The organism is Chryseobacterium sp. II3a, from assembly GCF_057815135.1.
On record NZ_JBYPZJ010000002.1, the window covers coordinates 471,861 to 495,278 of the forward strand.

Annotated in this window: 24 protein-coding genes; 9 read left to right on the forward strand and 15 right to left on the reverse strand. The window is 36.1% G+C overall.

Features of this window, described 5'->3' with window-relative positions; genetic code table 11:
- Positions 1-26 precede the first annotated feature (26 nt).
- Entirely contained in the window at positions 27-395 is a 369-nt protein-coding gene (locus AC3HD6_RS06930) for an iron chaperone (protein ID WP_488895680.1), read from the forward strand.
- A 44-nt stretch (positions 396-439) separates the two neighbouring features.
- Here AC3HD6_RS06930 and AC3HD6_RS06935 read toward each other — a convergent pair whose 3' ends face one another.
- From AC3HD6_RS06935 to AC3HD6_RS06945, 3 genes are all read right to left on the reverse strand, one after another.
- Positions 440-757, reverse strand: a complete 318-nt coding sequence (locus AC3HD6_RS06935; RefSeq protein ID WP_488895681.1) for a hypothetical protein — start codon at positions 755-757, stop codon at positions 440-442.
- Between the two features lie 344 nt (positions 758-1,101).
- A complete protein-coding gene (locus tag AC3HD6_RS06940) occupies positions 1,102-1,590 on the reverse strand; it encodes a YkgJ family cysteine cluster protein (protein WP_488895682.1) in 489 nt (162 codons plus the stop codon).
- Positions 1,591-2,562, reverse strand: coding sequence for an ion channel (locus AC3HD6_RS06945; RefSeq protein WP_488895683.1), 972 nt, complete (start codon positions 2,560-2,562; stop codon positions 1,591-1,593).
- A gap of 143 nt (positions 2,563-2,705) precedes the next feature.
- Between AC3HD6_RS06945 and AC3HD6_RS06950 the strand changes: the two genes are divergently transcribed.
- Positions 2,706-3,086, forward strand: a complete 381-nt coding sequence (locus tag AC3HD6_RS06950) for a group III truncated hemoglobin (RefSeq protein ID WP_488895684.1) — start codon at positions 2,706-2,708, stop codon at positions 3,084-3,086.
- Between the two features lie 27 nt (positions 3,087-3,113).
- Here the strand turns inward: AC3HD6_RS06950 and AC3HD6_RS06955 are convergent, their stop codons facing one another.
- The 10 genes from AC3HD6_RS06955 to hflX form a co-directional block, all read right to left on the reverse strand.
- On the reverse strand, positions 3,114-4,184 hold the full coding sequence (locus AC3HD6_RS06955; protein WP_488895685.1) for a calcium:cation antiporter: 1,071 nt from the start codon (positions 4,182-4,184) through the stop codon (positions 3,114-3,116).
- Between the two features lie 66 nt (positions 4,185-4,250).
- Entirely contained in the window at positions 4,251-4,589 is a 339-nt protein-coding gene (locus AC3HD6_RS06960) for a DUF6122 family protein (protein ID WP_488895686.1), read from the reverse strand.
- Between the two features lie 21 nt (positions 4,590-4,610).
- Positions 4,611-5,846 (reverse strand): hypothetical protein, encoded by a 1,236-nt coding sequence (locus tag AC3HD6_RS06965; RefSeq protein ID WP_488895687.1) that lies wholly within the window; start codon positions 5,844-5,846, stop codon positions 4,611-4,613.
- On the reverse strand, positions 5,847-7,865 hold the full coding sequence (locus AC3HD6_RS06970; protein ID WP_488895688.1) for a hypothetical protein: 2,019 nt from the start codon (positions 7,863-7,865) through the stop codon (positions 5,847-5,849).
- 16 nt (positions 7,866-7,881) lie between these two features.
- A complete protein-coding gene (locus tag AC3HD6_RS06975) occupies positions 7,882-8,550 on the reverse strand; it encodes a hypothetical protein (protein WP_488895689.1) in 669 nt (222 codons plus the stop codon).
- Between the two features lie 131 nt (positions 8,551-8,681).
- Positions 8,682-9,401 carry a DNA alkylation repair protein gene (locus AC3HD6_RS06980; protein ID WP_488895690.1) on the reverse strand — a complete coding sequence of 240 codons (720 nt, stop codon included), beginning with the start codon at positions 9,399-9,401 and terminating at the stop codon, positions 8,682-8,684.
- 164 nt (positions 9,402-9,565) lie between these two features.
- Positions 9,566-10,495, reverse strand: coding sequence for a terpene synthase family protein (locus tag AC3HD6_RS06985; protein WP_488895691.1), 930 nt, complete (start codon positions 10,493-10,495; stop codon positions 9,566-9,568).
- Positions 10,496-10,599: 104 nt separating this feature from the next.
- Entirely contained in the window at positions 10,600-11,877 is a 1,278-nt protein-coding gene (locus tag AC3HD6_RS06990) for a cation:proton antiporter (RefSeq protein WP_488895692.1), read from the reverse strand.
- Between the two features lie 23 nt (positions 11,878-11,900).
- Positions 11,901-12,530 carry a DUF4919 domain-containing protein gene (locus AC3HD6_RS06995; RefSeq protein ID WP_488895693.1) on the reverse strand — a complete coding sequence of 210 codons (630 nt, stop codon included), beginning with the start codon at positions 12,528-12,530 and terminating at the stop codon, positions 11,901-11,903.
- Positions 12,530-13,753 carry a GTPase HflX gene (gene hflX, locus AC3HD6_RS07000; protein ID WP_488895694.1) on the reverse strand — a complete coding sequence of 408 codons (1,224 nt, stop codon included), beginning with the start codon at positions 13,751-13,753 and terminating at the stop codon, positions 12,530-12,532. The genes AC3HD6_RS06995 and hflX overlap by 1 nt, the downstream gene beginning before the upstream one ends.
- A gap of 192 nt (positions 13,754-13,945) precedes the next feature.
- Between hflX and AC3HD6_RS07005 the strand changes: the two genes are divergently transcribed.
- From AC3HD6_RS07005 to AC3HD6_RS07020, 4 genes are all read left to right on the forward strand, one after another.
- Positions 13,946-14,653, forward strand: a complete 708-nt coding sequence (locus AC3HD6_RS07005) for a LytR/AlgR family response regulator transcription factor (RefSeq protein WP_488895695.1) — start codon at positions 13,946-13,948, stop codon at positions 14,651-14,653.
- A 160-nt stretch (positions 14,654-14,813) separates the two neighbouring features.
- Complete coding sequence (locus AC3HD6_RS07010; RefSeq protein WP_488895696.1) at positions 14,814-15,293, forward strand: T9SS type A sorting domain-containing protein; 480 nt, start codon at positions 14,814-14,816, stop codon at positions 15,291-15,293.
- 5 nt (positions 15,294-15,298) lie between these two features.
- Positions 15,299-17,848 (forward strand): beta strand repeat-containing protein, encoded by a 2,550-nt coding sequence (locus tag AC3HD6_RS07015; protein WP_488895697.1) that lies wholly within the window; start codon positions 15,299-15,301, stop codon positions 17,846-17,848.
- Between the two features lie 6 nt (positions 17,849-17,854).
- Complete coding sequence (locus tag AC3HD6_RS07020; RefSeq protein WP_488895698.1) at positions 17,855-18,265, forward strand: hypothetical protein; 411 nt, start codon at positions 17,855-17,857, stop codon at positions 18,263-18,265.
- 107 nt (positions 18,266-18,372) lie between these two features.
- Here AC3HD6_RS07020 and AC3HD6_RS07025 read toward each other — a convergent pair whose 3' ends face one another.
- Positions 18,373-18,807 (reverse strand): META domain-containing protein, encoded by a 435-nt coding sequence (locus tag AC3HD6_RS07025; RefSeq protein WP_488895699.1) that lies wholly within the window; start codon positions 18,805-18,807, stop codon positions 18,373-18,375.
- 86 nt (positions 18,808-18,893) lie between these two features.
- Here AC3HD6_RS07025 and AC3HD6_RS07030 point away from each other — a divergent pair, with 86 nt between their 5' ends.
- On the forward strand, positions 18,894-21,101 hold the full coding sequence (locus AC3HD6_RS07030; protein WP_488895700.1) for a S46 family peptidase: 2,208 nt from the start codon (positions 18,894-18,896) through the stop codon (positions 21,099-21,101).
- 76 nt (positions 21,102-21,177) lie between these two features.
- Entirely contained in the window at positions 21,178-21,654 is a 477-nt protein-coding gene (locus AC3HD6_RS07035; RefSeq protein ID WP_488895701.1) for a DUF1905 domain-containing protein, read from the forward strand.
- Positions 21,655-21,670: 16 nt separating this feature from the next.
- Here AC3HD6_RS07035 and AC3HD6_RS07040 read toward each other — a convergent pair whose 3' ends face one another.
- Positions 21,671-21,952 carry a hypothetical protein gene (locus AC3HD6_RS07040; RefSeq protein WP_488895702.1) on the reverse strand — a complete coding sequence of 94 codons (282 nt, stop codon included), beginning with the start codon at positions 21,950-21,952 and terminating at the stop codon, positions 21,671-21,673.
- 185 nt (positions 21,953-22,137) lie between these two features.
- Here AC3HD6_RS07040 and AC3HD6_RS07045 point away from each other — a divergent pair, with 185 nt between their 5' ends.
- A complete protein-coding gene (locus AC3HD6_RS07045) occupies positions 22,138-23,361 on the forward strand; it encodes a spondin domain-containing protein (RefSeq protein ID WP_488895703.1) in 1,224 nt (407 codons plus the stop codon).
- The last annotated feature ends 57 nt before the right edge of the window (positions 23,362-23,418 follow it).

Below are 23,418 nucleotides of genomic sequence, written 5' to 3' on the forward strand. Positions count from 1 at the left end.
GCAGCGCTTTTTTTATTTTTATAGGTATGAAAAACACCTTTAAAAATATTGATGATTATATCCTTTTATTCCCGATTAATGTTCAGGAACAGTTGTTTGAACTAAGGAAAGCTATTCACTCCCAAATTCCTGATCTTGAAGAATACATTGGCTATCAGATGCCGGCTTTTAAACATAAAGGAAAGCCTTTGGTATATTTTGCAGCTTACAAAAAGCATATCGGGTTTTATCCCGGTGCTGAAGGAATCAAAAATTTTGAAAAAGATTTTGAAAAGATGAATTACAAGTTTTCTAAAGGAGCCGTGCAGTTTCCAATAGATGAAAATATTCCGCTAGATCTGATTAATAAGATTGTAGCATTCAGAATCAGAGAAATTGAACAGAAAAAATCCTGAAATATAAGATTCCAGGATTCAGACTAGTGTTTGCTAAAGTACTATCACTTTTTCTTCTTAGATTTCTTCTCTTCTTTTGTTGCTTCCGCAGGCTTAGTGGCTTCCATCGTAGTTCCTGTACTCACAGTTGCATCAGCAGCAGGTGCTGCTGTTGAAGCTTCCACTTTAGTTGTACTTTGATTTTGTCCGGTTGTGGTAGAATTCCAATCTGATTTGGTTTCCGATGTCTGTGGCTGCGTTTGGGTTGTAGCGGATGGGTTAGTTGTGCTTTCAGCAGGCTTCTGGGTCTGAGTCTGGGTTTGAGCCGATACTGCTATTACTCCAACTAATGTAAATGCAGCTGTTAAAAATAACTTTTTCATAATGTAATATTTAAATGATTGTTTAAACTAAACGTGACATCATTTATAAAAATTATACGTAAGTAACTTATTTAACGGACTTTATCAATTTTTAAGAGGAATTTATAAATACGAAAAAGGAAATTAAATCATAAAAAAGAGCCTCTGTGGGCTCAAAGAACGACTTTTTTAGTCTTTTATTATTTTTGGAACTAATATTAAATGCTTTAACAGTTATTATTAGTTTTATCCAGTCTTTTTTTCCGAAATCCTTGTCAAGGTTTAGAACCTTGACAAGGATTGTTTGTTAAACTACTTCCTGCCAAGACATCTATTTCTAATCTCCTTGATTTTTATCTTAGAATTTACTTTGCTATATTCTTCATCATCTTCTCTACAAATTCAAAAGCAGCCGGGCAGATCACTGTATTCTTCAGCATCAGGTTATTGATCTGGTAAATTTTTTTACGATCCGTATGAGGATATTCTCTGCATGCTTTTGGTCTTACTTCATAAATGGAGCAAGTATTATCACTGTTCAGGAAAAAGCATGGAAGATTCTGCAATACTTTATCATTGTCTTCATCCACTCTTAAAAATTTAGCTTCAAAATCGGCAGATTTCATACGAAGATGCTTAGCGATACGCTCAATATCCTTTTCAGTATATAATGGGCCCGTAGTTTTACAGCAATTGGCACACTGTAAGCAGTCAATTTCTTCAAAAACTTCATCATGGGTTTCCTGCACTACATAATCCAGGTTTTTGGGCGGCTTTTTCTTTAATCCGTCCAAAAATTTTTTATGCTCTTTCTGCTTTTGTAAAGCTTGCTTTTTATAAAAATCTAAATTCATTTATTCTTTATTTCCTGTCTGCACAGGAAGATCTATATTCTTATATTCATTAATCTTATCCAGATCTAAAATGGTAGCAAGGTTCTTTTTATCTGGATAATACATTGGGACAAATTTTGCTCCGTATACAATTTCTCCCGTCACAAAGGAAGATCTTTGAACTACCGTATTAGAGAATACTTCATCAAAAGCTCTTACCTGAACAATGATCTCAATATCTGTACTTTTAAAATCGTCTTCAGAGAAACCATAAAACGGGGAACTTTCATTGATTTTATGAACAACCGTCCAGTTCAGGGCCAAAGTATTGATCTTGCTTAAATGCGTTTCCAGCCTATAAAAGTTACTCTTGGGAACATCGTTTTCAATCACTTCAATCGCTGTAGAAACAATGACATCAGCATCTGTCAACGCATTATTTTTATAGGGTGCTAGTCTGAACATTAAAGCTGTACCTTCTTCAAAAGGGGCGATCACTGCAATATCAGAAAACCTTAAATATGCTCTCGGTCTTGAAAATCTCCCATAAAAAAGCCCCGTTGCAATAGCAAAGGTAAGCAATCCCAGAAAAGCTTCAAAAGTAGCCACCAGACTGGCTAAAAAACCTACAGGAGCGATTCTTCCATATCCTACCGTAGTAAAGGTTTGTGAACTGAAAAAGAAAACATCAATAAACTCGTTCAGAGGATCACTTTTATCTATTCCTGTAAGATGCTCTACTCCTATCAGATAATAAATCATCGCAAATACAAGGTTGATCAGAATATAAGCCACAACGAGATACGAGATAAAACGAAATGAAGACAGATTCAGCATCGTATGATACCAACTCAGGCTGTTGAAAACATTCACACCCGTTCTTTTTACATTCGGGAGACCATCTTTATTGATGAATCTTCCTGAGGCATTACTTCCGAAACCACTATTCTCCGTGTTTTTCTGACGGATTTTTTTTCTGAATCCTCTTGTCATCTTATCATTTGTTTTTTTGAATTGCTTAGTTGCTCACCATTAATCTACCCCACTTTCCGGATACAAAGATAAAATATTGTTTTCATGAATTTTATCAATCAAAGCATTACTTATTCAATTTGATTTAGCCGTAAATTTGGAGTATGAAAAAGCTTGAATCAAGAGAGGATATTGAACACCTGGTAAATTCATTTTATGCCAAAGTAGTAAAGGATGAAACCATTAGTTTCTTCTTCAATGATATTGCGAAAGTAGACTGGGATAAGCACCTTCCAAAAATGTATTCGTTTTGGGAGTCTATTCTTTTTGGCCAGATGTCCTATAAGGGAAATCCTATGGGCGTCCATTTTCCGATCAATGAAATACAGGCTATGGAGCAAAAACACTTCAACAGATGGCTGGAGCTATGGAGAACAACCATTGAGGAGAATTTTGTAGGTGAAAATGCGGATATGGCGATCTACAAATCCGAGAATATTGCCAAGCTGATGGCCTTTAAAATGGACTTAGCAAGAAGACTTTAACGGGGTTTGAGTTCTCCTACGCCTCTCTTAAGGAACAATTACCGTAAAGATATAGGCTGCCAGATTTACTAATAAAACCGTTCCGTACAGGATATTTGTTTTTCCTCGGCTCAATGAAAGCATGACGATAAATACAGAAAGTGAAAGCAGAATAATATCCTTCTTATCTAACCCAAGGACCAACGGGATATCATACATAATACATACTACTGAAACTGCTGGAATTGTCAAACCAATACTTGCCAGTGCTGAACCTAATGCCAGATTTAAACTAGATTGGATTTGATTGGCTCTTGCAGCTCGTATTGCAGCAACACCTTCGGGAAGAAGAACTACTGCAGCGATAATTACTCCTACTAAAGATTTAGGAGCCCCTACACTCTGTACCATTCCTTCAATAGTATCAGAAAGTCCTTTTGCCATTAAAACAACGATGACCAGACAAACAACTAAAAAGCCAAAACTGATCAGTGTCTTAGTTAATGTAGGAATATAATGTTCTTCAGGATGTTCATCAGGAACTATAAAATAACTTCTGTGTCTTACCGTCTGTACCATCAGGAAAACACCATAGATGACCAGACAGGCAATAGATACAAAAATAAGCTGTGCCTGGTTGTAGAATGGTCCATTGACACTTGATGTAAAATTAGGAAGAACCAGGGTAAGGATGAGAATTGAAACTGTACTCACCAAATAGGTGGTAGCAGAAGTTCTGGCAAAGAACTGTTCATGATATTTCACGCCTCCAACCAATATACAGATTCCCAAAATACCATTAAGAATAAGCATAACAGCAGCAAAAACGGTATCTCTGGCCAGCGTGATCGCCTGATCTCCGCCGGCAACCATCAGTGAGATGATAAGGGCTACTTCAATAATGGTGATACAAAGGGCAAGGATAATTGTTCCGAAAGGTTCTCCCACTTTATGAGCTACCATTTCAGCATGGTGAACTGCCGATAAAACACTCCCAATGAGTAAAATACCTGCAATAATATCATAAATAATGCCACTTCCCATCAGTCCGGAAAAGTAGTAACCTACCGCAAGGACAGGAAAAATATAAGTGTAGTGTAAAAGTTCTTTAAGTCTCATATAGTGACTACAAAATACAAAAAATCTATAATATTTTCAATATTAAAAGAAAATATTAATAATATTTTAATGAGGCCAGAAGTTAAAGTCCTGATAATCTGTCAACATGTGAAACAACAACCCAATAGCAACAATTCTGACGTTTCCTTTGAAAAATAACAGCAAAAAATACACCGCAATGGCATAATAAGAATGCAAAAAATGAAAACCAATACTTTCTCTTGATGGATCAAAAATGGGATTGGCAAAAAGATGATCCAGATCTACCAGCATTGTAGCCAATAAAATAAGATATACCTTCTTCCAGTTTTTAGGATAAAACACCAGTGCTATAAACACCGGAAACACAAAATGTAAAAAATAATGCGTGCACGTTTTGAGCAATGCAATTTCTGATGGAGCCATTAAACGATATATATTTACCAGTTACCATCGTAAAATTAGGGGTAAATTTCCTTTTTTCGCTTTTATTTTCACCCAATAATCCTGTGATTTATTCCCATACAGGACGTAATCGATATCAGAAATGATCTTTTTTTCTTTATTACTCAGTGTTTTTAAAGATGAATACAACAGAGTGCTGTTTCTGACCATGATATAGTTTTCTTGTAATAGAGGTGAAGATAATACCGGTTTTCGGGTTGATTTTATAACAACACCTTCACTGTTTTGGCTAATCTTATTGGGTTGAAAAGGGATTTGAGTGAATTGATTTTCTTCGTTGATCCACTTTTTAGACTGGAAATATCCCCATATTCTTTCAGGATCCTTACTTTGAATTTCAATACTATAATTAGGCAGGACAATCTTCTGGAAGGTCTTTTTTTCAACTTCATTAAAGTTGTCATCATATTCATAACTTATGATGGTGTCATTCACCTGTTCGAGGCTGGTAGTAGCTTTAAAAGAAGTAGCCCGTAAAGAATCGGCCATATCTTTATCTAAAAAATAAGTGAATTTTCTTAGGTTATTCTGATCTAATTCCATCTCCAGAAAGTTGTTTCTTTTCTGAAGTTTTGAAGCAATTGAATTAAAAACTTCCTGATTTGAATTATTTTTGATTTCAATTTCGTCATCATGTAATTCAATTGAAAAGTTTTGAATTTTCTGTCCTGAGATAAAAGAAAGGCTTCCCAATGTATTTTGAATAAACTGATCTGCATTCCAGGCAGGAGCTGTAGAAGTAAGAAGAAGTTGTTTCTGAATAGTTTCAAAAGCGAGTTCAGATGTTCCTATAATGCAATGATCTCCTTTTATCATGAAGAAAACCTGATCTTTCTGAAAGCGGTTATTTCCTTTATCTGTAAACTTCTGTTTCTTTAAAAAAATAATAAATTTTTGAGGATCTTTGAGTTCTAAAATGCTGTACCATTCAGAAAATCGAGTGTCTTTAACATGAAAAATCTGTAAAAAATCCGGAATTCTGATCCCTGAATCATTCAGTGAAGCTGAACTTTTACTCTCGGTTTTACTTCCAGACCAGCTTGAAGGGTGTGTGGCCCAGTTGAAGAGGTATTGTCCCATTAGTTTCTTTGTATCGATTAAAACCACTGCATCAGCGTTCCCAGGAATGTATTTGAGACGTTTGTCTTTATAAAAAGCCACAAAATACACCCCAATAGCGAGTAATAAAAGTAATGGGACAATAATCTTCTTTTTCATCTATAAGATTGGGGATTTCTTTTCTGTTTCTTTTGTTTTAAAAACCTGGTCGAATACATCAAAGAAATACATTAGACTGTTCTCAGAAGTATCTTTGATATTATAATTCATTTCCGTTTGGATACTTTCGGCTTTTACTTCAGTTTTATAAAACAATTCTCCTACATTTTTTCTGATAGCATCCAACGTTTTTCTTTCTTTAGGGCTTTTGAATTCTTTATCTAAACCGGTTAAAAGTTTTTGAAGATCCAGTCTTCCTGACAAAGGATATTTAGCGGAATCTTTTGCCCATTTTCTGGAAATATCAGATTGGTTTACTGGTAAAATATTATCTGCAGAACTCATCAGATACACAACACCATCTTTCACAGTAAAGAATAGCTGGTCTATATATCCGCCTTCTTTCTCTTCTTTAAAAGTGTATAGGCTTCCTTTTTTAGAGAATCTTTTAGACAATTTTTTATTGGCAGCCAGCATATCAAAAATACGGTTCCAATAGCCTTCATTCTCTGTTGCAAAAGCAAACGTGAAGTTAGGAACAGCAATATCTTTGGTTTTCTTAACTTCTTTTTCATTGAAATCGGCATCGTATTCATAATCTGTATACTCTACTTTTTTGGATTTCAACTCATTCAGAACAAAAATCCCGTTTCCTGGTGCTATTTTGGCAATAGCTTCTTCATCCAGAATAATTTTCATGGTTTCCATGATGAGCTCCATTTCTTTTTTGTACTCATTTACTCCTGAATTTTGAAGAAGGCTGTACATCATATCAAAACATTTGGCCCCGTTCACATTCATGGCATAGTAACCTACACTTTTTTCATTGATAAGCTCCAGCAGCTTCTTGTTTTTCTTCCCTTTATAAATAGCAGACATACTCTTCTGTATTTCAGAATTTTTGTGCTGATAATTATTCACCAGTCTTACTTTGTCTTTATCAAAATAGAGATTATATGAATGGTTAGAATTGTACATGTTTTTGAAGAGCTGTCCATACGTATAATACTTGGTCATTTTACCATAGATCCCTTCATTTACAATTCTTCCGTAATCTGTGTAAACAAAAACATCGGAACGAGCGTCCCTGAATGACAACATTTCTTTAGGAACATCAATCTCTAAATTTGATCTGAAATATTGATCAAACCTGTCTTCAGCATTCTTTTGTACAACTTTGAAATTTTCTCTGCGAATAGAATCCTGTTCTTTCTGATAGGCTTTTTCATATTCATCATCATAAGTTTCACCAGGCATTTCTCCTTCATTTTCAAGGCTCTCAGCACTCTCTTTTTCTTTGGGATATTGATGATGCTTTTGCAGATATTTAATATCTTTCTGAATTCTTGCGATCTCTTTGTTATTATCTTTAATGCTTTCTTGCAGATACTTAATATCTTCCTTCAGACTTTTGATCTCATCTTTATAATTGAAAGGCTTTTCCGGTTCATCAGTATAAACATCTGTAGCATCTACAGCAACAGCTGAATCCGCAACAGCAACAGCAGTACTGTCTGTAACAGCATCTGCAGTCCAGAGATCTTTATAAGGTCTGGTATAGCTGATCATACTGAGAACTGCGCGACTCCCATTCCACGCTACAAAAATATCATCATCAATATCTACATAAGAATAGTTTTTTTTATTGAAAATTTCCTGTCCTTTTTTCTTCATAGAATTTACAAAATCCTGGAACTTTTCTTTATTATCAATGATAAAATGAGTATTATATGACTTTATGGAATCATTAAAGCTTGCATAGTGATACTGAACAGCATCATATTTAATTCCTGTTTTGGAATAATCTGTCCATGAAGGTTTTTCTTTATCTTTTTTGCTGAGTTCATGCAGCAATGGGTTCAGTTTATTCCAATTGATTTTATTATTAAGCTCTTTTCCGTTGACTTCCATATAAAATACGGCATCTGATGGAAGTTTCATACTGTTTTGAGCAAAAGCCAATATAAAGCCAAAGAGTACGAAAATAATTTTCTGTGTTTTTATTAGGATAGATTTCATGACTATAGTTTAGAAATTATTGGAAAATAATTGTGTTTTGTATTTGCTTTTTCTGAAGGATAAGATCCAGGATATCAGCCTCCAGCTTAAGTGCTTTTTTGTTAGCGGAAAGTATATAAGTACTATTGGTCTGAGATTTTACCATGCTTTCGAACTGCATGACGGAAGTATATTTTGCATCATTAAAAACTTCCTTATCCGCCTTACTCATTTTATCATAATCTTCTTTGAACGTATTGACTTTATTTCTTGCCAATGTCTTTTTTTCAAGGTTCTGATTATAAACTTGAGTTGGGACCATTTTGCCTAATATTTTCTGAGCCTTCAACTTCTCCAGACCAGCATTGATGTTTTCAATTTTCTTGAAGTTACAACTCAGTTTGATGATATAATTATCAAAATCCATGGATGTTTTTACATTACTGATTCCAGGGGTGCCTTTAAAAATTTTAGCCGCTTCATTAATTTTATTTTCAATTTCAGCTCGTTTTGGAACTTTTTTCCCGTTGATCGTTTCCATTTTGGAGATGGATGCAAGCCGCGTTTTACTCTTGCTGGCATTAAGAATAATTGTATATTCTCCTGTACCATCTGCTTTTAGATTCACTTTATCCAGAATGTCAAAACAGCTTGTCAGAAGTAACAATGGGAAAAATAGAAGAAATAATTTAAGAAAATGTTTCATGATTGGTTTAAAGCCACAAAATTACTTAATTCTGACCTTAAATCCTTATGATCTTTAGTTTTTTGAATATAAATAGCTATTTTCCGGTACTTTTCAGACGAAAATTTAACCATTTTATGTTTTTATTTTTTTTAAATGCGCCCTTTTAAATAATCCTGTCTCAGATCCTCATCCAGCTTTTCAATAGCATACCGCAGGCAGGTTCTCGGCATTTCTTTATAATGTTCATTCAGATAGCTGATGAGCTCCTGCTCGTTTTTATTGCCCATTTCCCGAAGTAACCAGCCATTGGCTTTATGCATCAGATCATGAGTATGTTTAAGGTTTTTGGTTACGAATTCCTTAGTAAGATTATAATCACCTTTTTTGATGTAATGCATAGTACCTACCACAGCAATTCTCTTATGCCACATGTCTTCTGCCTCGGAGAGCTCTCTCAACAAGTTGTCTTTCCCATTTTCATATGCATATCTGCCTAGAATCTTATAGCAACTGGAATCTACCAGATCCCAATTATTAACATACTGAAGATGGCTAAGATAAAATTCAATAATTTCATCTTTTACCACCTTATCCTTTGTCTTTTCAAATTTTGAAATGAGAATAAAAAGAGCTGTTAACCGATGTTCATGATATTTTGAAGAAAGAAGCCTACCTAGTTCTTTTAAATTGATTTTTGAGTAATATTCTTTGGCAACAGTTCTCTGATCCGGCACTTTTACTCCCAAAAACAAGTCTCCTTCTCCATATTCTCCTTTTCCTGTTTTAAAAAATTTTGGAAAAAAAACAGCTTTTTCCGGGATTGATAAAGCCATTAATGCTTCCTTAATTTCTTTTATTAAATCACTCATCTGGCTTTGTTTAAGTATTTTTTTTAATAGATATTCACAATAATACAATTAAAATCTATAAAAGTCAAAATTCAACTTCCGCGGAATGTATACTTGTCCGTGTAGGTTTTATCTCCCGTCTTATTTTGTGAAAAATGTTTTTAATGAAATGAGTATCATTTATTTTATACAGAAGCATACCTTTCCGTACCTTCAAAATACCATAGCTCCTGGCCTTTTAATAATAATTCTAAATGATAGATATATCTTTTCACATCCTCATTATATTGCTTGAAATCAGGTAGATTCTGTTTGATCCTGATAAATTCCGACAAGTCGTTGTTATGAATTTCAACCGCCTTGTCATACGCTTCTTCTAATGTACAATTTTGTTCATTCCTGATCACCAGCACCAAATTTGTGGCTTCATTTCTTTCCAATTCCCAAGCAACAGAATGAAGGTCATTAAACCATCCCAGTAGAAAATTAACCAATTGACGAATTCTGAAAATGGTGGGATGATAAAAAATTTCATCAGGCATGATAAATCCGGAAACAATTTCCAAAAGATCACAGACTGTTCTTCCTCCTGAAACTTTTTCACGTATAATTTTATACTCTTCCAAAGATGGATAAGTGACTACATCATGATAACTATAGATCGTTTCCTGTTCCATTCCGTCAAACCAAAATAGATGATGTTCGATAAATCTTTTCATCCAATTTTCATTAGCTAAAGGCAGTACACTATCCCTTACAGCTCCATAGGCTTCAAAAATTTCGTTTTCATAATCAAGGATATTGCCTTTTAAAACTTCTATTACTTTTTGACATTGATCTCTTAAATCTTCTAAAGAATTGGCTCCGTATAAGTCATCAAAAGCAAAAGATGCCCAAACCCACCTTCCAATAATCATGGTTTGCTCCAGATTGGCTGCGGGGTAATAACTCGTCGTAAACTTTCCGAATTTTGATTTTTGATAATTTTTTTTCAATGATTCCGGTAAGCATTTGCATTCATCAATCCATAATGAAACTTGTTTCTCTAAAGATTCTAAATGTGGATTTTGTCTGAGCTCAAAGGGATAGCCAAAGGTAGTTGTTTGTGATTTCATTATTAAATTATTAGCTACAATGAAATTACAAAAAAAAACATTTTCCCTATTTATTTTATCAAATTTACATCAATAATTATTTATTATAACGAAATTAAAAAAATCTAATGATCTGAAATAACATCGTTTTGCTCTTCCTCCCTGGCAATCTGTGTAGGGTTTGCCACTTTGGCTATTGTAAGCCCCTGAACAACAATAGAGAATACAACTACACAATATGTGATACTCAAAATAATCTCACTATACTCACTTTTAGGGATAGACATTGCCAATGCAATGGAAACACCACCACGAATTCCACCCCAAACCAATACTTTTACAGTTTGTGGGCTAAAACTTCTTCTCAAGGAAGTAAACTTCGTAGGCCCCCAAATCGAAATAAATCTGGCAAAAAGCACTACAAAAATAGCCAGTAAACCAGGAATCATAAAATGTTTAAGATCTTTAATCATTAAAAGCTCAAATCCTATGAACAAGAATAATACGGCATTCAGAATTTCGTCAATTAATTCCCAGAATTTGATAAGATAATCCTGGGTAACAGATTTCATTTTGAAATTACGGTTAAAATTCCCCATAAACAATCCTGCTGCTACCATCGTTAATGGCCCGGAAATGTGCATTTGTCTTGCAATAAGATAACCGCCCATCACCACAGAAAGTGTTACCAATACGGAAATAATATAATCATCTACTTCACGCATTAATCTTGAAGTAACCCACCCTAGCAGAACTCCCAATAAAAGACCTCCTCCAGCTTCATGAAGTAATAACAACGCAATATTTTCTACTCCCAGATCTACTTCTTTTCCAACAGCTAGTTGCAGCACTACTGTAAAAACTACCACTGCCATACCATCATTAAAAAGGGATTCACCAGCGACTTTTGTTTCTAGTGATTTAGAAACTTTAGCCTGTTTCAGTACACTCAGAACAGCTACCGGATCGGTAGGAGAAATCAGAGCACCAAAAACAAGACAGTAAATAAACGGAAGCTTAATTCCCACATAAGGAAGGAGATAAAACATTCCAAAACCTACCACGAAAGTAGAAATTACAACTCCCACAGTAGAAAATATCAATACAGGCCGGAACTGTTCTTTGAGATCATTAATATTAATATGAATTCCTCCTGCAAAAAGAAGAAAATTAAGCATAGCACCCATCAGAACCTCTGTAAAATCAATACTGTTCATCAGATTATGAAGATGTCCAAATGTTCTTGGAAGCACAGTTTCTCCGAACATGACCAAAAAAATGGAAACCACAATGGCAATCACCATGATTCCGATGGTACTCGGAAGTTTTAAAAATCTGTAATTCAAATAGGCAAATATGGATGCTAATACGATTAATGCTGAAAATGAATAATATAATTCCACTAAGTGTTCTTTTTAAAATTAATTTATAAGTCTAAATAAAGGACCTTGATGTATATTTTTTGACCGTCTTTTTCCCAGATATCAAACATTCCGTCCTTTGAAGGCCTTGATCCTCTTGTATACTCATTTCCTATATTTAGAATATTCAGCAAAATGTATTCATCTCCCACTGAATTCACGAGATAAGCAGTTTTTTCAGACTTTCCATCACCCGAACTTTTGATTCCATCTGCCAAAGCCCGAAACTGGCTCAGATGATGCATAAAGTTATTTCCATCTTTTAATGAATCATAAGCTCTGAGCAAAATGAGCAGAATATCTAGGTTTGTAGGATCTTTATCATACATCGCTTTTCCTTGCTTGATACACTCTTCAAAATTGTTTTGTTTGAAAGCTTCCGCCAAACTTTTGAAAGCCTCGTCTGAGGTACTTATTTTGTCTTCTCTGAAACTCCTTCCGTAGTAAAGATACTGGGCTTCTATACTATCCAAAGACTTCGGATAGCCTTTATATTTAAAAAGAAGTTTATCATAATTGTACGGAGAATCAGACCTTTTGAGACTTTTCTCAATGGCTTTAAAATCTACTTTTGATTTCTGGCCGAAACCAAAAACCGAAAACAGAATGAATAAAAGGAAAAAATGATATTTCATTAATTGTTGTTTTCTTCCTCTTCGTCATCAAAGTACTCGAAAAGGAAATCATTGTATGGAAATCTCGAAATATGGATCTTCATGACCTCATCATAGATCATCTTTTTCATTTCCGGGAAGTTTTCCTTCGTTAAAGCAGAAATGAAAACAGTAGGATGCTTTGATTTAGCCATCCATGTTTTTTTCCATTCTTCGAGAGAAATGTTCTTTTTCGTACTAGGAGTCAGATCATCTTCATCCTTTTTTTCATAGCTAAAATCATCAATTTTGTTAAACACCATAATCATCGGTTTCTGATGAGCATTGATATCCATTAATATCTGATTAACAGAGTTGATATGATCTTCAAAACTTTCGTGAGAAATATCAACCACATGAATCAAAAGATCGGCTTCACGAACCTCATCCAACGTAGATTTAAATGATTCTACCAGCTGAGTAGGCAATTTTCTAATAAACCCTACAGTATCAGTAAGCAGAAACGGAAGATTTCCGATTACAACTTTACGAACAGTGGTATCCAATGTTGCAAACAATTTATTTTCAGCAAAGACCTCAGATTTTGAAATAGAATTCATCAAGGTAGACTTTCCAACATTCGTATATCCTACCAAAGCTGCACGCACTACTTTTCCGCGGTTATTACGCTGAGTGGCCATCTGCTTATCAATGGTTTTCAGCTTATCTTTCAATAGAGTAATTCTGTCACGAATGATACGACGGTCAGTTTCAATCTCTGTTTCTCCAGGACCTCTCATCCCGATTCCCCCTTTCTGACGCTCCAAGTGAGTCCACATTCTCGTCAAACGAGGTAAAAGATATTGATATTGAGCCAACTCCACCTGAGTTCTCGCATAAGAAGTCTGTGCTCTTTGTGCAAAAATATCAAGAATAAGATTGGTACGGTCTAAGATTTTAACCTCCATTTCTCTTTCTAAATTTTTAAGCTGCGAAGGAGAAAGCTCATCGTCAAAAATTACGGTTCCGATCTCATTTTCTTTTACATATTCTTTTATTTCGAGTGCTTTTCCGCTTCCAATAAAGGTTTTGGAATCAGGTTGTGTTAATTTTTGGGTAAAGCGTTTTTGTACGGTTGCTCCAGCCGTGAAAGCTAAAAACTCAAGTTCATCCATGTACTCCACCAGTTTTTCTTCATCTTGATTTTGAGTAATAATCCCTACCAAGACCGCTTTCTCATAATTATGTTCTTTTTTTTCTAACATTAAGTTCTGTCTATGTTTATGATTTTTACAAGATAATATTTTTCAGAAAAAAAACAAAATCAATTTTTAGTTAAAATCATTTTTTAATATAAATTTAAGTTCATCTCGTGATGGTTTTCCAAAAATTTCCTAACTTTATGTAATAATTTTCTGTTTTATAAACGTTTAACTTAAAATAATTTCCAGAAGATCATGATGACCCATATTAGATGTATGATTATTGATGATGATGAACTGGACAGGCTGGTTCTTCAGCATTATCTTAAACAGTACGAGAACGTAGAAATTGTCGCTTCTTTTGATTCGGCTGAAAAGGCAATTCCTTATCTCGAACTCCCCATCGATCTTCTAATCACCGAAACCAATTTAAAAGGCATGAGCGGGCTGGAATTCCGAAAACTAGCTCACAGAATTCCTGCCTGTATTTTCGTAAGTTCCCATCCTGAACTGGCGGCCTGTGTTTTTGAGATCAATACATTGGATTTTATTACCAAGCCCCTCACTTCTGAACGCTTCCACTACTCTATGCAGAGACTCTTCGAATTCTTTAAAGTAAAAGAAAAATGTGAATGCTATGATGCGATACTAGGGCATGATTTTATTAAAATAAAAGAAAGCGGGAATATCTTTCAGGTTAGAAAAACAGATATTCTTTATCTGGAAGCTCTCAAAGATTATACACGGATCATCACTCTGGAAAAAAAACATTGTATCCTTGATTCTTTAGGAAATCTTCTGCACAAAAGCTTTTTTGATTCTTTTATCAGAATACATAGAAGTTATGCCGTTCCCAAACACCTCATCCGTGGAAAAAGTTGTCATGAAATAGAACTGATTCACGATATAAAGCTGCCCATCGGCAGAACTTACAAAAATAATCTATCTTTCTTTGAGCCATAAAAAGGTGGCTACAATTCAATAATAATTCACAAAATGCCATTGGTCGATTATTTCTGCCGTTGGTCTATTTTTCGGCAATCAGGTTAGGATAGGCAGTAATTTAGTCTTCCCAAATTTCTTATGGAAAGACTTTACTTTATCACCTTAAAAACTGTTATCCATGAAAAAAACATCTATCTATTCTCTCATCTTGCTCGCCTTTTCCATCTCATCCCTGAAAGCTCAATCTGCAGTATTGCCAACAGGATTGGATATTTCAGGCGGCAATGGCTCTGTATCCTACAGTATCGGGCAAATAGCCTATCTTTATAAGGGCAGCGGAGACCAAGTTATGGAAGGCGTTCAACAACCTTATGAAATCACTGCACTTACCACTCGTGAAACAGCAGCAGCAGACCTGAAAGATATTTTACTGTATCCTAACCCTTTCAAAGATTACCTATACCTGGACTTTACTACAAATAATTTTAAAGGTGCAGAATACCAGCTATTTGATGCTCAGGGTAAATTAATCCGAAAAGATTTGATCTCACAGCCAAAATCTGAGCTCAATTTCTCCGATATCCCTTCTGCTACCTATATCATCAGAATTACCCAACATGGAGAAAACCTAAAAACATTTAAAATCATCAAAAAATAATCACCATGAAAAAAATATTATTATTGTTCTGGATTCTGTCTGGTCTCTTTATGGGACTTTCACAGGCTCCTGAAAAAATGAGCTATCAGGCTGTCATAAGAAACGGATCAGGACAGTTACTTGACAATCAGACAATTGCTGTCAAAGTAAGTCTATTACAAGGATCTCCTGCAGGCACTCTTGTGTATTCTGAGCGGCTTACCGGAAATACAAATGCTAACGGCCTTATCAACATGGAGATAGGAACCGGAACTATACTGTCTGGAACATTCCCTTCTATCGATTGGACTCTGGGAAATTATTATTTGAAAACAGAAACTGACCCTTCAGGCGGCACAAACTATACCATAGCAGGAACCAGCCAGCTATTAAGTGTTCCCTATGCCATGTATGCAAAATCTGCAGGAGGCAGTGGGGGTAGTTTTGCAATCCCTTACACCAATACTGTTAATAATCCTTCTACTCTATTCTCTTTAACGAACGATGGAGACGGAACTTCACTAGAAGGAAATAACAACACTACAACATCCAATATTGCAGCGGTAAGAGGAATTGTAACCAGTGCATCCCCAGGAGGATTTTCTTCTGCAGTACGGGGAATCAATAACGGAACAGGAGGACTTGGTGTAGGGGTTTACGGAAGTCAAGCCGGAAGTGGATGGGGTGTATATGGTGTAACTCCTAACGGATTGGGTGTATATGGAAATGCAAGTGCTAACGGAACAGGCGTATATGCCAACAGCAATACAGGCACAGGACTTACAGCTACCAGTAACAATGGAATCCCGGCAAGTATATCGATCTTCAATAATGCCAATAATAACAATGCTCTTAGTATTTCTACAGTAGGAAACGGAACAGTTGTAAATGTTACAACAACAGGAAATGGTGCCGGAGTAAGAAGCTCCACAGGTGCCGGTTTCGCTCTTCATGGGATTACCAGTGCCCAAACCTCTGCTGGTGTAGTTGCTGATAACAACGGCGCAGGTGAAGCTGTAGTAGGGAGAACAACCAGTGATATAGCCGGAGCTGTAGTGGGTAGAAATGACGGTGGCGGATATGGGGTAAGAGGTTTTATTGCAACCAATACATCCGGAACAGGAATAGGAGTGTATGGACAAGTAGGTACCAATAACAGTACCGGACGAGCTGGTAGGTTTGAAAATTTTAACAATACTAATACTGACGCGAATACTTTTGAAGTGGTATCTAACGGAAATGGAAATATTCCAGATAACACAAAAGGAAATGCAGCTTCTTTTTTACTTGATAACAACAACAGTGTGGGGGCTGCTGTAAGAGGAGAAGTGAATACTATTTTCGGAAACTTTGGAGCTGCTGCAGTATTTGGCGTCTCTTCGGGAACCGGGGGCCGAGCAGGTTTATTCTATGCATCAAATCCCGCAGGTAACGGAGCATCATTGATCGCTTTGACAGACGGAAACGGAAATGCCATCACGGCCAATGCCGGCAAAGACGGAAACGGTGTAGAAACTAATATTGATGGGGCAGGAAATGCTCTCTACGCATGGGTTCCCAGCTTTTCTACCGGAAGAGCCGGAAGATTTGAAATATTCAACGATGCTAACACCAGTGATGTTATAACGGTAAAAACGGTTGGAAATGGTATCGCGGGGAATTTCAAAGTTGATAGAGTAACAGGAACCTCTGCTGCAGTAAAAGGAGAAGTCACTTCACAATTTGCTAATTTCGGAACAGCAGGCATCTATGGTGTTTCCTCCGGAACAGGCGGCTATGCTGGTTTATTTCACGCATCAAATACTTCAGGAAACGGGCCTTCAGTATTAGCTCTAACAGATGGAAACGGAAATGGGATTACGGCTAATGCAGGGGGAAATGGTGATGGCATTGAGGCATCCTGTGACGGATCTGGTAATGCGATTTCTGGCTTTATACCCAACTTTGGTACTGGTAAAGCAGGTAGGTTTGCCAACTTCAACAATAGTAACGGGCAACCAGTAGTACATGTAACGACAACCGGTACAGGCTCTACTCTATTGATTAATCATCAGGGGCCTTCAGGTAATATTGCGATCTATCAAAGTGCATCTGTGAATGTAGCCCGTATCAATAAAGCAGGAACAGGATTTTTCAATGGCGGAACACAAAATAGCGGTGCAGACGTTGCCGAAGCATTTGATGTAGAAGGAGCAACTTCTCAATATGAACCCGGTGATATATTGGTAATTTCTACAAATTCTGACCGAACAGTAGAGAAATCTTCAACCCCTTACTCTAATCTTGTAGCCGGAATATACGCCACCAAACCTGGTGTACTTTTAACAGAAGAACATATAGATACTGATCTTTCCGGTAAAGTTCCAATGGGAGTCATCGGTGTTATCCCTACCAAGGTATGTCTTGAAAACGGAAAAATAAAAAGAGGAGATCTTTTGGTCACCTCCTCCCAAACAGGTGTTGCCATGAAGGCTAATCTTAAAAAGGTAAAAATAGGACAGGTCATCGGAAAAGCCCTTCAGGATTTCAATCAAAAAGAGGTTGGTAAAATTCAAGTACTAGTCAATATAAAATAAGCCATTATGAAAACAGCATATATCATCCCGTTATTATTCTTAAGCGCCTTTACGTATGCTCAAGAAAATAAACAGTCTGTTCCAATGGAAGATCAGACACAGGCCCTGAAGCAAATAAAAGAGCAGGAAGCAAAGCTCATGAAGGAGGCCAAAGAAGATTTAGAAAAGCAAACTCCACATACAGGATTAACTTCTGACCAGGGACTGGAAGTAAAAAAACAGGAACAAAAATCTAAAGCTTCCAGCGACTCCGGAAAACAGCTTCCCAATACGGCAACATTGGAAGAAATAAAAAAAACAATTCCCAACAGGCAGGCATATCACAATACTATACATTCTAGGAACACAAAAACAATTATTGGGCTCCCTAATAATGCAACTTTAGAAGAAATTAAAAAAACAATTCCTAAAAACTAATAGCCCTAAAAAACTAATAATCCCAAAAACTGATAACCAAACTAGATTTTTCAAACAAAAAGAAGTCCGCTGAACAGCGGACTTTTGTATTATTAAAGTTCGAATCGTTAGTCCCAATCAGCAGCTACAAATTTCATACTATTTCCGTGATTGTCAGACAACGTAAGAAAATGCCCTTCCACAGAGTATTTCGTCATGGTTTCAAATTTTTTCTGAAAAGAAGTTTCCAGAGCCATATCCTCACAACCTTTCAAAGTACTTACTCCTTGAGAAATCTTCACTTTTCCTCCTTTTTTAAATTCAGAAGTAAAAGACATCTGGTTACAACCCATGTATGCGCTTCCATAAATTTTGCCTTTTTCCCTCTTCCCCGTCAGATTAATTTCAGCTTTATGATCGATTAGCTGATTTTTAGAAAAACCATCAAAGGAAACAAGCATCCATTGTCTTTGTAAAGAAGTATCTTTATCTGGTACAGCAGAACAATTTACCACAAGCCCTAAAAATAATATTGTCAAAAGCGGAAATAATATTTTTTTCATGCTGATTATCATCCCATTTTCATACCATTCCTGGGCAGAATCTCATAAAAATTAGTAAATTAGCGACACAAAAATTATTTTATAAAATGAAAAGACTATTTCTACTATTCACTTTCTTACTGAGCTTTGCTCAGATGAGGGCGGATGAGGGGATGTGGCTGCTTATGCTTGTCAAAAGACTTAACGGTGTTGATATGCAAAAAGAGGGTCTACATCTAACGCCTGAAGAAATTTATTCAGTAAACAATTCCAGCTTAAAAGACGCCATCGTAAGTTTTGGTGGCTTCTGTACAGGAGAGATTGTTTCTGATAAAGGACTTTTATTCACGAACCACCACTGTGGGTACGGAGCTGTAGCTGCGGCCTCTACTCCGGAAAAAGACTATTTGAAGAACGGATTCTGGGCAATGAAACAGAAAGACGAATTCAATGCAAAGGATCTTTATGTAAGATTTTTAGTAAGAATGGATGATGCTACTCAAAGAATCACATCCAAGCTCAACAACAATATGACCGGAGCAGAGAGAAAAGCTGTGATTGACGCTGAAACGAAAGCCATCCAGACAGAAAACTCTGAAAACGGGAAATATACTGTAGTGGTAAAAGATTTCTTCAACGGAAACGAATTCTACTATTTCGTATACCAAGATTATAAAGATGTAAGATTAGTAGGAGCACCACCTTCATCATTAGGAAAATTCGGGGGTGATACTGACAACTGGGAGTGGCCAAGACACACTGCAGACTTCACTGTTTTCAGAGTGTATGCTGATGCAGCGGGAAATCCTGCAGAATATTCTCCAAGTAACGTTCCTATGAAACCTAAGCATTTCTTACCGGTTTCTCTTAAAGGAATTAAGCCTGGTGATTTCTCCATGATCCTTGGATACCCTGGAAGAACAAACCGTTACCTTACTTCTTATGGAATTCAGCAGATGGTAAACAAAGACTATCCGGCTTGGGTTGAAGCTTCTAAAACAGCAATGGATGTAATGAAGAAGTATATGGATAAAGATAAAGCGACCCAGCTTAACTATGCTTCTCAATATGCTTCTGTAGCGAACTATTGGAAAAACAGACAAGGAACGATTGACGCTGTTAACAAAAACGGAACAATTTCTGACAAACAAAAAATTGAAGACATTTATAAAAAATGGTCTGCAAAGCCAGGAAATGAAACTTATGATGGTATTTTATTAGACATTGAGGCATATTACAAACAAGCTTCAGACAGAAATGTTGAAAGAAACTATGCTACTCAGTTTTCTAGAAACGCCAAATATATTTCTCTTGCTTTACAATTAGGTTCTGTTTTAAAAACTTATGCAGCTCAGGATATGCAAGGAAGACTAGCAATGAAGACTAAAACAGAAGCGGCGATTAAAGCAGCTTATGAAAACTTCAGTACTCCATTGGAAGGAGAAATGCTATCAGCAATGACAAGCCTTTACCAAGCTAGAGTAAAAAACCCAGAAGTTGCTTCTGCTACCATCTTAGGATTAGATGCTAAAACAGTTTCTAACTTAGCTTATTCTTCTATTTTTGCCAACAAAACTTCTGCAACAAACTTCTTATTGAATCCTGATGCATTAAAACTTGATGCTGATCCACTTTGGAAAGCAGCAAACGGCATCAGTGCAGATCAGAAAATGAGTGCTGAAAGATATGTAAAGATAGATGACAATTTTGCAAAAAACAGCCGCCTATTCTTAGCTGGATTAATGAAAGCTATGCCTGAGAAGAAATTCTATCCGGATGCAAACTCTACAATGAGATTAACTTACGGAACAGTAGACAAACTTCCTATCAGAGAAGACAGAAACTACTTCGGGGTTACTGATAACTACTATACAGACATGTCTGGCCTTGTTGGAAAATACAAGAAAGGTGATGAAGAATTCGATCTGCCTCAAAGAGTGATTGATCTTTACAACCTTAAAGATTTCGGACAGTATGCTGACGCAAAAGGTTATATGCCTGTAAACTTCCTTTCCAATAATGATATTACAGGTGGAAACTCTGGTTCTCCAGTAATTGATGGAGACGGAAACCTTATTGGTATTGCCTTTGATGGAAACAGCGAAGCATTAAGCGGAGATATCGTATTCGAGCCTGAATGGCAAAAAACAATTAACGTAGATGTTCGTTTCGTTCTTTGGACCATTGATAAATTTGCTGGTGCAAGAAGATTAGTTGATGAATTAAAGCTTGTAAGAGATGCAAATACTCCGGCTGATACAAAAACTAAAAACTCAGGTACTACAACATTACCTAAGAAAACAAAGAAAAAATAATATTATCTGATATATTTTTGAAACCGTGAAAGTAATTTTCACGGTTTTTTTATTTTTGAATATTAAAATATTTACAATGAGTTTTCAGCCTATATTATTCACAGCCATTATAAAACAGAATGGAGACATGAATGCTGCTTTTGTAGAGTTTCCATTTTCCACAGAAAAGCTGTTCAACAAAAAAGGACAGGTAAAAATAAAAGCTCTATTTGATGGCAAGGTTGAATACAGGGGGAGTCTGGTTACAATGAAATCAGACTGCCATATTTTGGGACTGACCAAAGAAATCAGGCAGCAAATTGGAAAAACTTTTGGCGATGAGGTTTCTGTCTCTCTTATTGAAGATAAAGAAGAAAGAATTGTTGAAATTGCAGATGACATTGCCTTGATCTTTAATGAAAACCCTGATGCAAAAGTATTATTCGACACAATGAGCTATACCCACAAAAAGGAATATATCCGATGGATTGAAGAAGCTAAAAAGTCTGAAACAAGAGAAAACAGAAAAGTTAAAATGATTCAGATGATTCTGGAAGGAAAAAAAGGAGTATAATTATCCTTCTTTATCATTACACTTTTACTTCTGCTTCCAAATATTGCTTTCCTCCTCCATTGGTAACAGTCAGAAATCCGTCATAATGAGCTACCCTTACTCCAAGGTCATTCATGATCTCTTTAAAATATCCACTTTTCTTTACATGATCTGGCTGCCATAGAAATTGTGCAGACTGTCCTTTTTGATTTTGAAAAATCAATGAATCCAGTCTATTTTCAAATCCTGATGAGGTCAGATCTATCACCACACTTTCATTGGCTACAAAATCCTTAGTTAATATCATATAATTATTCATTTTCTATTTTTTTTATTCTGATACAAAAGTCTTTATCTCTAGCGACAGAACTCGACGTATTATTTACAAAACAGTTCTTTCTCAAACTAGCTGGTTTCAATACTTTAAAATATTTGATATTTTTTTGTCAGGATCTTTAAAAGTGATCGACTATAGTTTTGACTACAACTTAAAAAAATCACTTTATGAAAAAGACATTCTTTAAAACCACAGTATTTGCGGCAGCTATAACAGCTGCATTAACGCTTTTTTCATGCGACGATTCGGACAACAACATGATGAACAACTCTTATCAAAGAACCATCACCTTCGAAAATATCGTTGCTCCTAAAGATTTTGTACAAAGTGGAAGCTTCCAGGGATCAGGAACTCCTCCGGTAATTATGCCAGGGCAGTCTGTATCATTCAAGTTCAGTGCAGGAAAAACGCAGGCCCTTATGTTTGCCACGATGTATGGTGCTTCAAAAGATTGGTTTTTTGCATCTCAACAGCCAGGCATCAAACTCTTTGACTCTAATGGAGTTCCTATCACAGGTGATGTTTCTTCAAGCGTATTATTATGGGACAATGGAACTAAAGATAATATGACCGGGCAGCCTGAGAGCAAGCCTATCATGCAGGTTCCTAATGTAACAGCTTCGCAATTGATGAAACTTAATCTGACTTATGATGATGTAAAATCCGAATTCACTCTTACCATTAACAATACTTCCGGCGGAACAGCCAATCAGACGCCATTTTCTCCGGGAGTATGGGCCGTATCTAACTATAATGGCATGCAGCTCCTGAACAGTGCTCCATTTTTCACTCCTAATGCATTATCTAATCCTGAGATCACAGATATTGCCCAGATGGGAAATATTGACAAAATGAAGGCAAAACTTATGGCTAATACAGGAATTATGACGGGGCTTTCTCCCGCATTGATCGTTGTTTATCGTGGGGATAAAAATCCTATTTATGAACTGGGGAAAACAGATACAGGAATGGGATTGAAAGATATTGCCCAGTTTGGGAATGTAGCCAAACTTCAGAATAGTTTGAAATCATTACCCAATATAAAAGGGGTCTATGTTGCAGGTAATGCACCTGTGCCACCAGGAAATAAGGTAATGGCCAGCTTCAAAGCTGATCCGGGAGATAAGATTGCCTATGCAACCATGTTTGGTTTTTCTAATGACTGGTTCTATGCCAATGACCAAAGTATCGAAGCTAATTTCAAAGGTGATCTTACTTCAAAAACTTCTTTATTTGATTCAGGAACGGGAGTAGATCAATATCCTGGTGCCGGAAATCGTCAGGCTTTGTTTGGCGGAACCCCACAAAGTGAAAGTATGCCTATTTCTAAAGTTGGAACACAATATCCGGTTCCTGCTGTGCAAAGTATAATAAAAGTAACTGTGAATTAAAGTTTGTTGGATTCGACCTAAATCTATTTGTACGGAATAGTTTGGTTTTCCAAAAAT

Bases quoted from the DNA above. Each gene is read 5' to 3' on its own strand.
- AC3HD6_RS06930 (WP_488895680.1), top strand. From the start codon at position 27: ATGAAAAACACCTTTAAAAATATTGATGATTATATCCTTTTATTCCCG.
- AC3HD6_RS06935 (WP_488895681.1), bottom strand. From the start codon at position 757: ATGAAAAAGTTATTTTTAACAGCTGCATTTACATTAGTTGGAGTAATA.
- AC3HD6_RS06940 (WP_488895682.1), bottom strand. From the start codon at position 1,590: ATGAATTTAGATTTTTATAAAAAGCAAGCTTTACAAAAGCAGAAAGAG.
- AC3HD6_RS06945 (WP_488895683.1), bottom strand. From the start codon at position 2,562: ATGACAAGAGGATTCAGAAAAAAAATCCGTCAGAAAAACACGGAGAAT.
- AC3HD6_RS06950 (WP_488895684.1), top strand. From the start codon at position 2,706: ATGAAAAAGCTTGAATCAAGAGAGGATATTGAACACCTGGTAAATTCA.
- AC3HD6_RS06955 (WP_488895685.1), bottom strand. From the start codon at position 4,184: ATGAGACTTAAAGAACTTTTACACTACACTTATATTTTTCCTGTCCTT.
- AC3HD6_RS06960 (WP_488895686.1), bottom strand. From the start codon at position 4,589: ATGGCTCCATCAGAAATTGCATTGCTCAAAACGTGCACGCATTATTTT.
- AC3HD6_RS06965 (WP_488895687.1), bottom strand. From the start codon at position 5,846: ATGAAAAAGAAGATTATTGTCCCATTACTTTTATTACTCGCTATTGGG.
- AC3HD6_RS06970 (WP_488895688.1), bottom strand. From the start codon at position 7,865: ATGAAATCTATCCTAATAAAAACACAGAAAATTATTTTCGTACTCTTT.
- AC3HD6_RS06975 (WP_488895689.1), bottom strand. From the start codon at position 8,550: ATGAAACATTTTCTTAAATTATTTCTTCTATTTTTCCCATTGTTACTT.
- AC3HD6_RS06980 (WP_488895690.1), bottom strand. From the start codon at position 9,401: ATGAGTGATTTAATAAAAGAAATTAAGGAAGCATTAATGGCTTTATCA.
- AC3HD6_RS06985 (WP_488895691.1), bottom strand. From the start codon at position 10,495: ATGAAATCACAAACAACTACCTTTGGCTATCCCTTTGAGCTCAGACAA.
- AC3HD6_RS06995 (WP_488895693.1), bottom strand. From the start codon at position 12,530: ATGAAATATCATTTTTTCCTTTTATTCATTCTGTTTTCGGTTTTTGGT.
- hflX (WP_488895694.1), bottom strand. From the start codon at position 13,753: ATGTTAGAAAAAAAAGAACATAATTATGAGAAAGCGGTCTTGGTAGGG.
- AC3HD6_RS07005 (WP_488895695.1), top strand. From the start codon at position 13,946: ATGATGACCCATATTAGATGTATGATTATTGATGATGATGAACTGGAC.
- AC3HD6_RS07010 (WP_488895696.1), top strand. From the start codon at position 14,814: ATGAAAAAAACATCTATCTATTCTCTCATCTTGCTCGCCTTTTCCATC.
- AC3HD6_RS07015 (WP_488895697.1), top strand. From the start codon at position 15,299: ATGAAAAAAATATTATTATTGTTCTGGATTCTGTCTGGTCTCTTTATG.
- AC3HD6_RS07020 (WP_488895698.1), top strand. From the start codon at position 17,855: ATGAAAACAGCATATATCATCCCGTTATTATTCTTAAGCGCCTTTACG.
- AC3HD6_RS07025 (WP_488895699.1), bottom strand. From the start codon at position 18,807: ATGAAAAAAATATTATTTCCGCTTTTGACAATATTATTTTTAGGGCTT.
- AC3HD6_RS07030 (WP_488895700.1), top strand. From the start codon at position 18,894: ATGAAAAGACTATTTCTACTATTCACTTTCTTACTGAGCTTTGCTCAG.
- AC3HD6_RS07035 (WP_488895701.1), top strand. From the start codon at position 21,178: ATGAGTTTTCAGCCTATATTATTCACAGCCATTATAAAACAGAATGGA.
- AC3HD6_RS07040 (WP_488895702.1), bottom strand. From the start codon at position 21,952: ATGAATAATTATATGATATTAACTAAGGATTTTGTAGCCAATGAAAGT.
- AC3HD6_RS07045 (WP_488895703.1), top strand. From the start codon at position 22,138: ATGAAAAAGACATTCTTTAAAACCACAGTATTTGCGGCAGCTATAACA.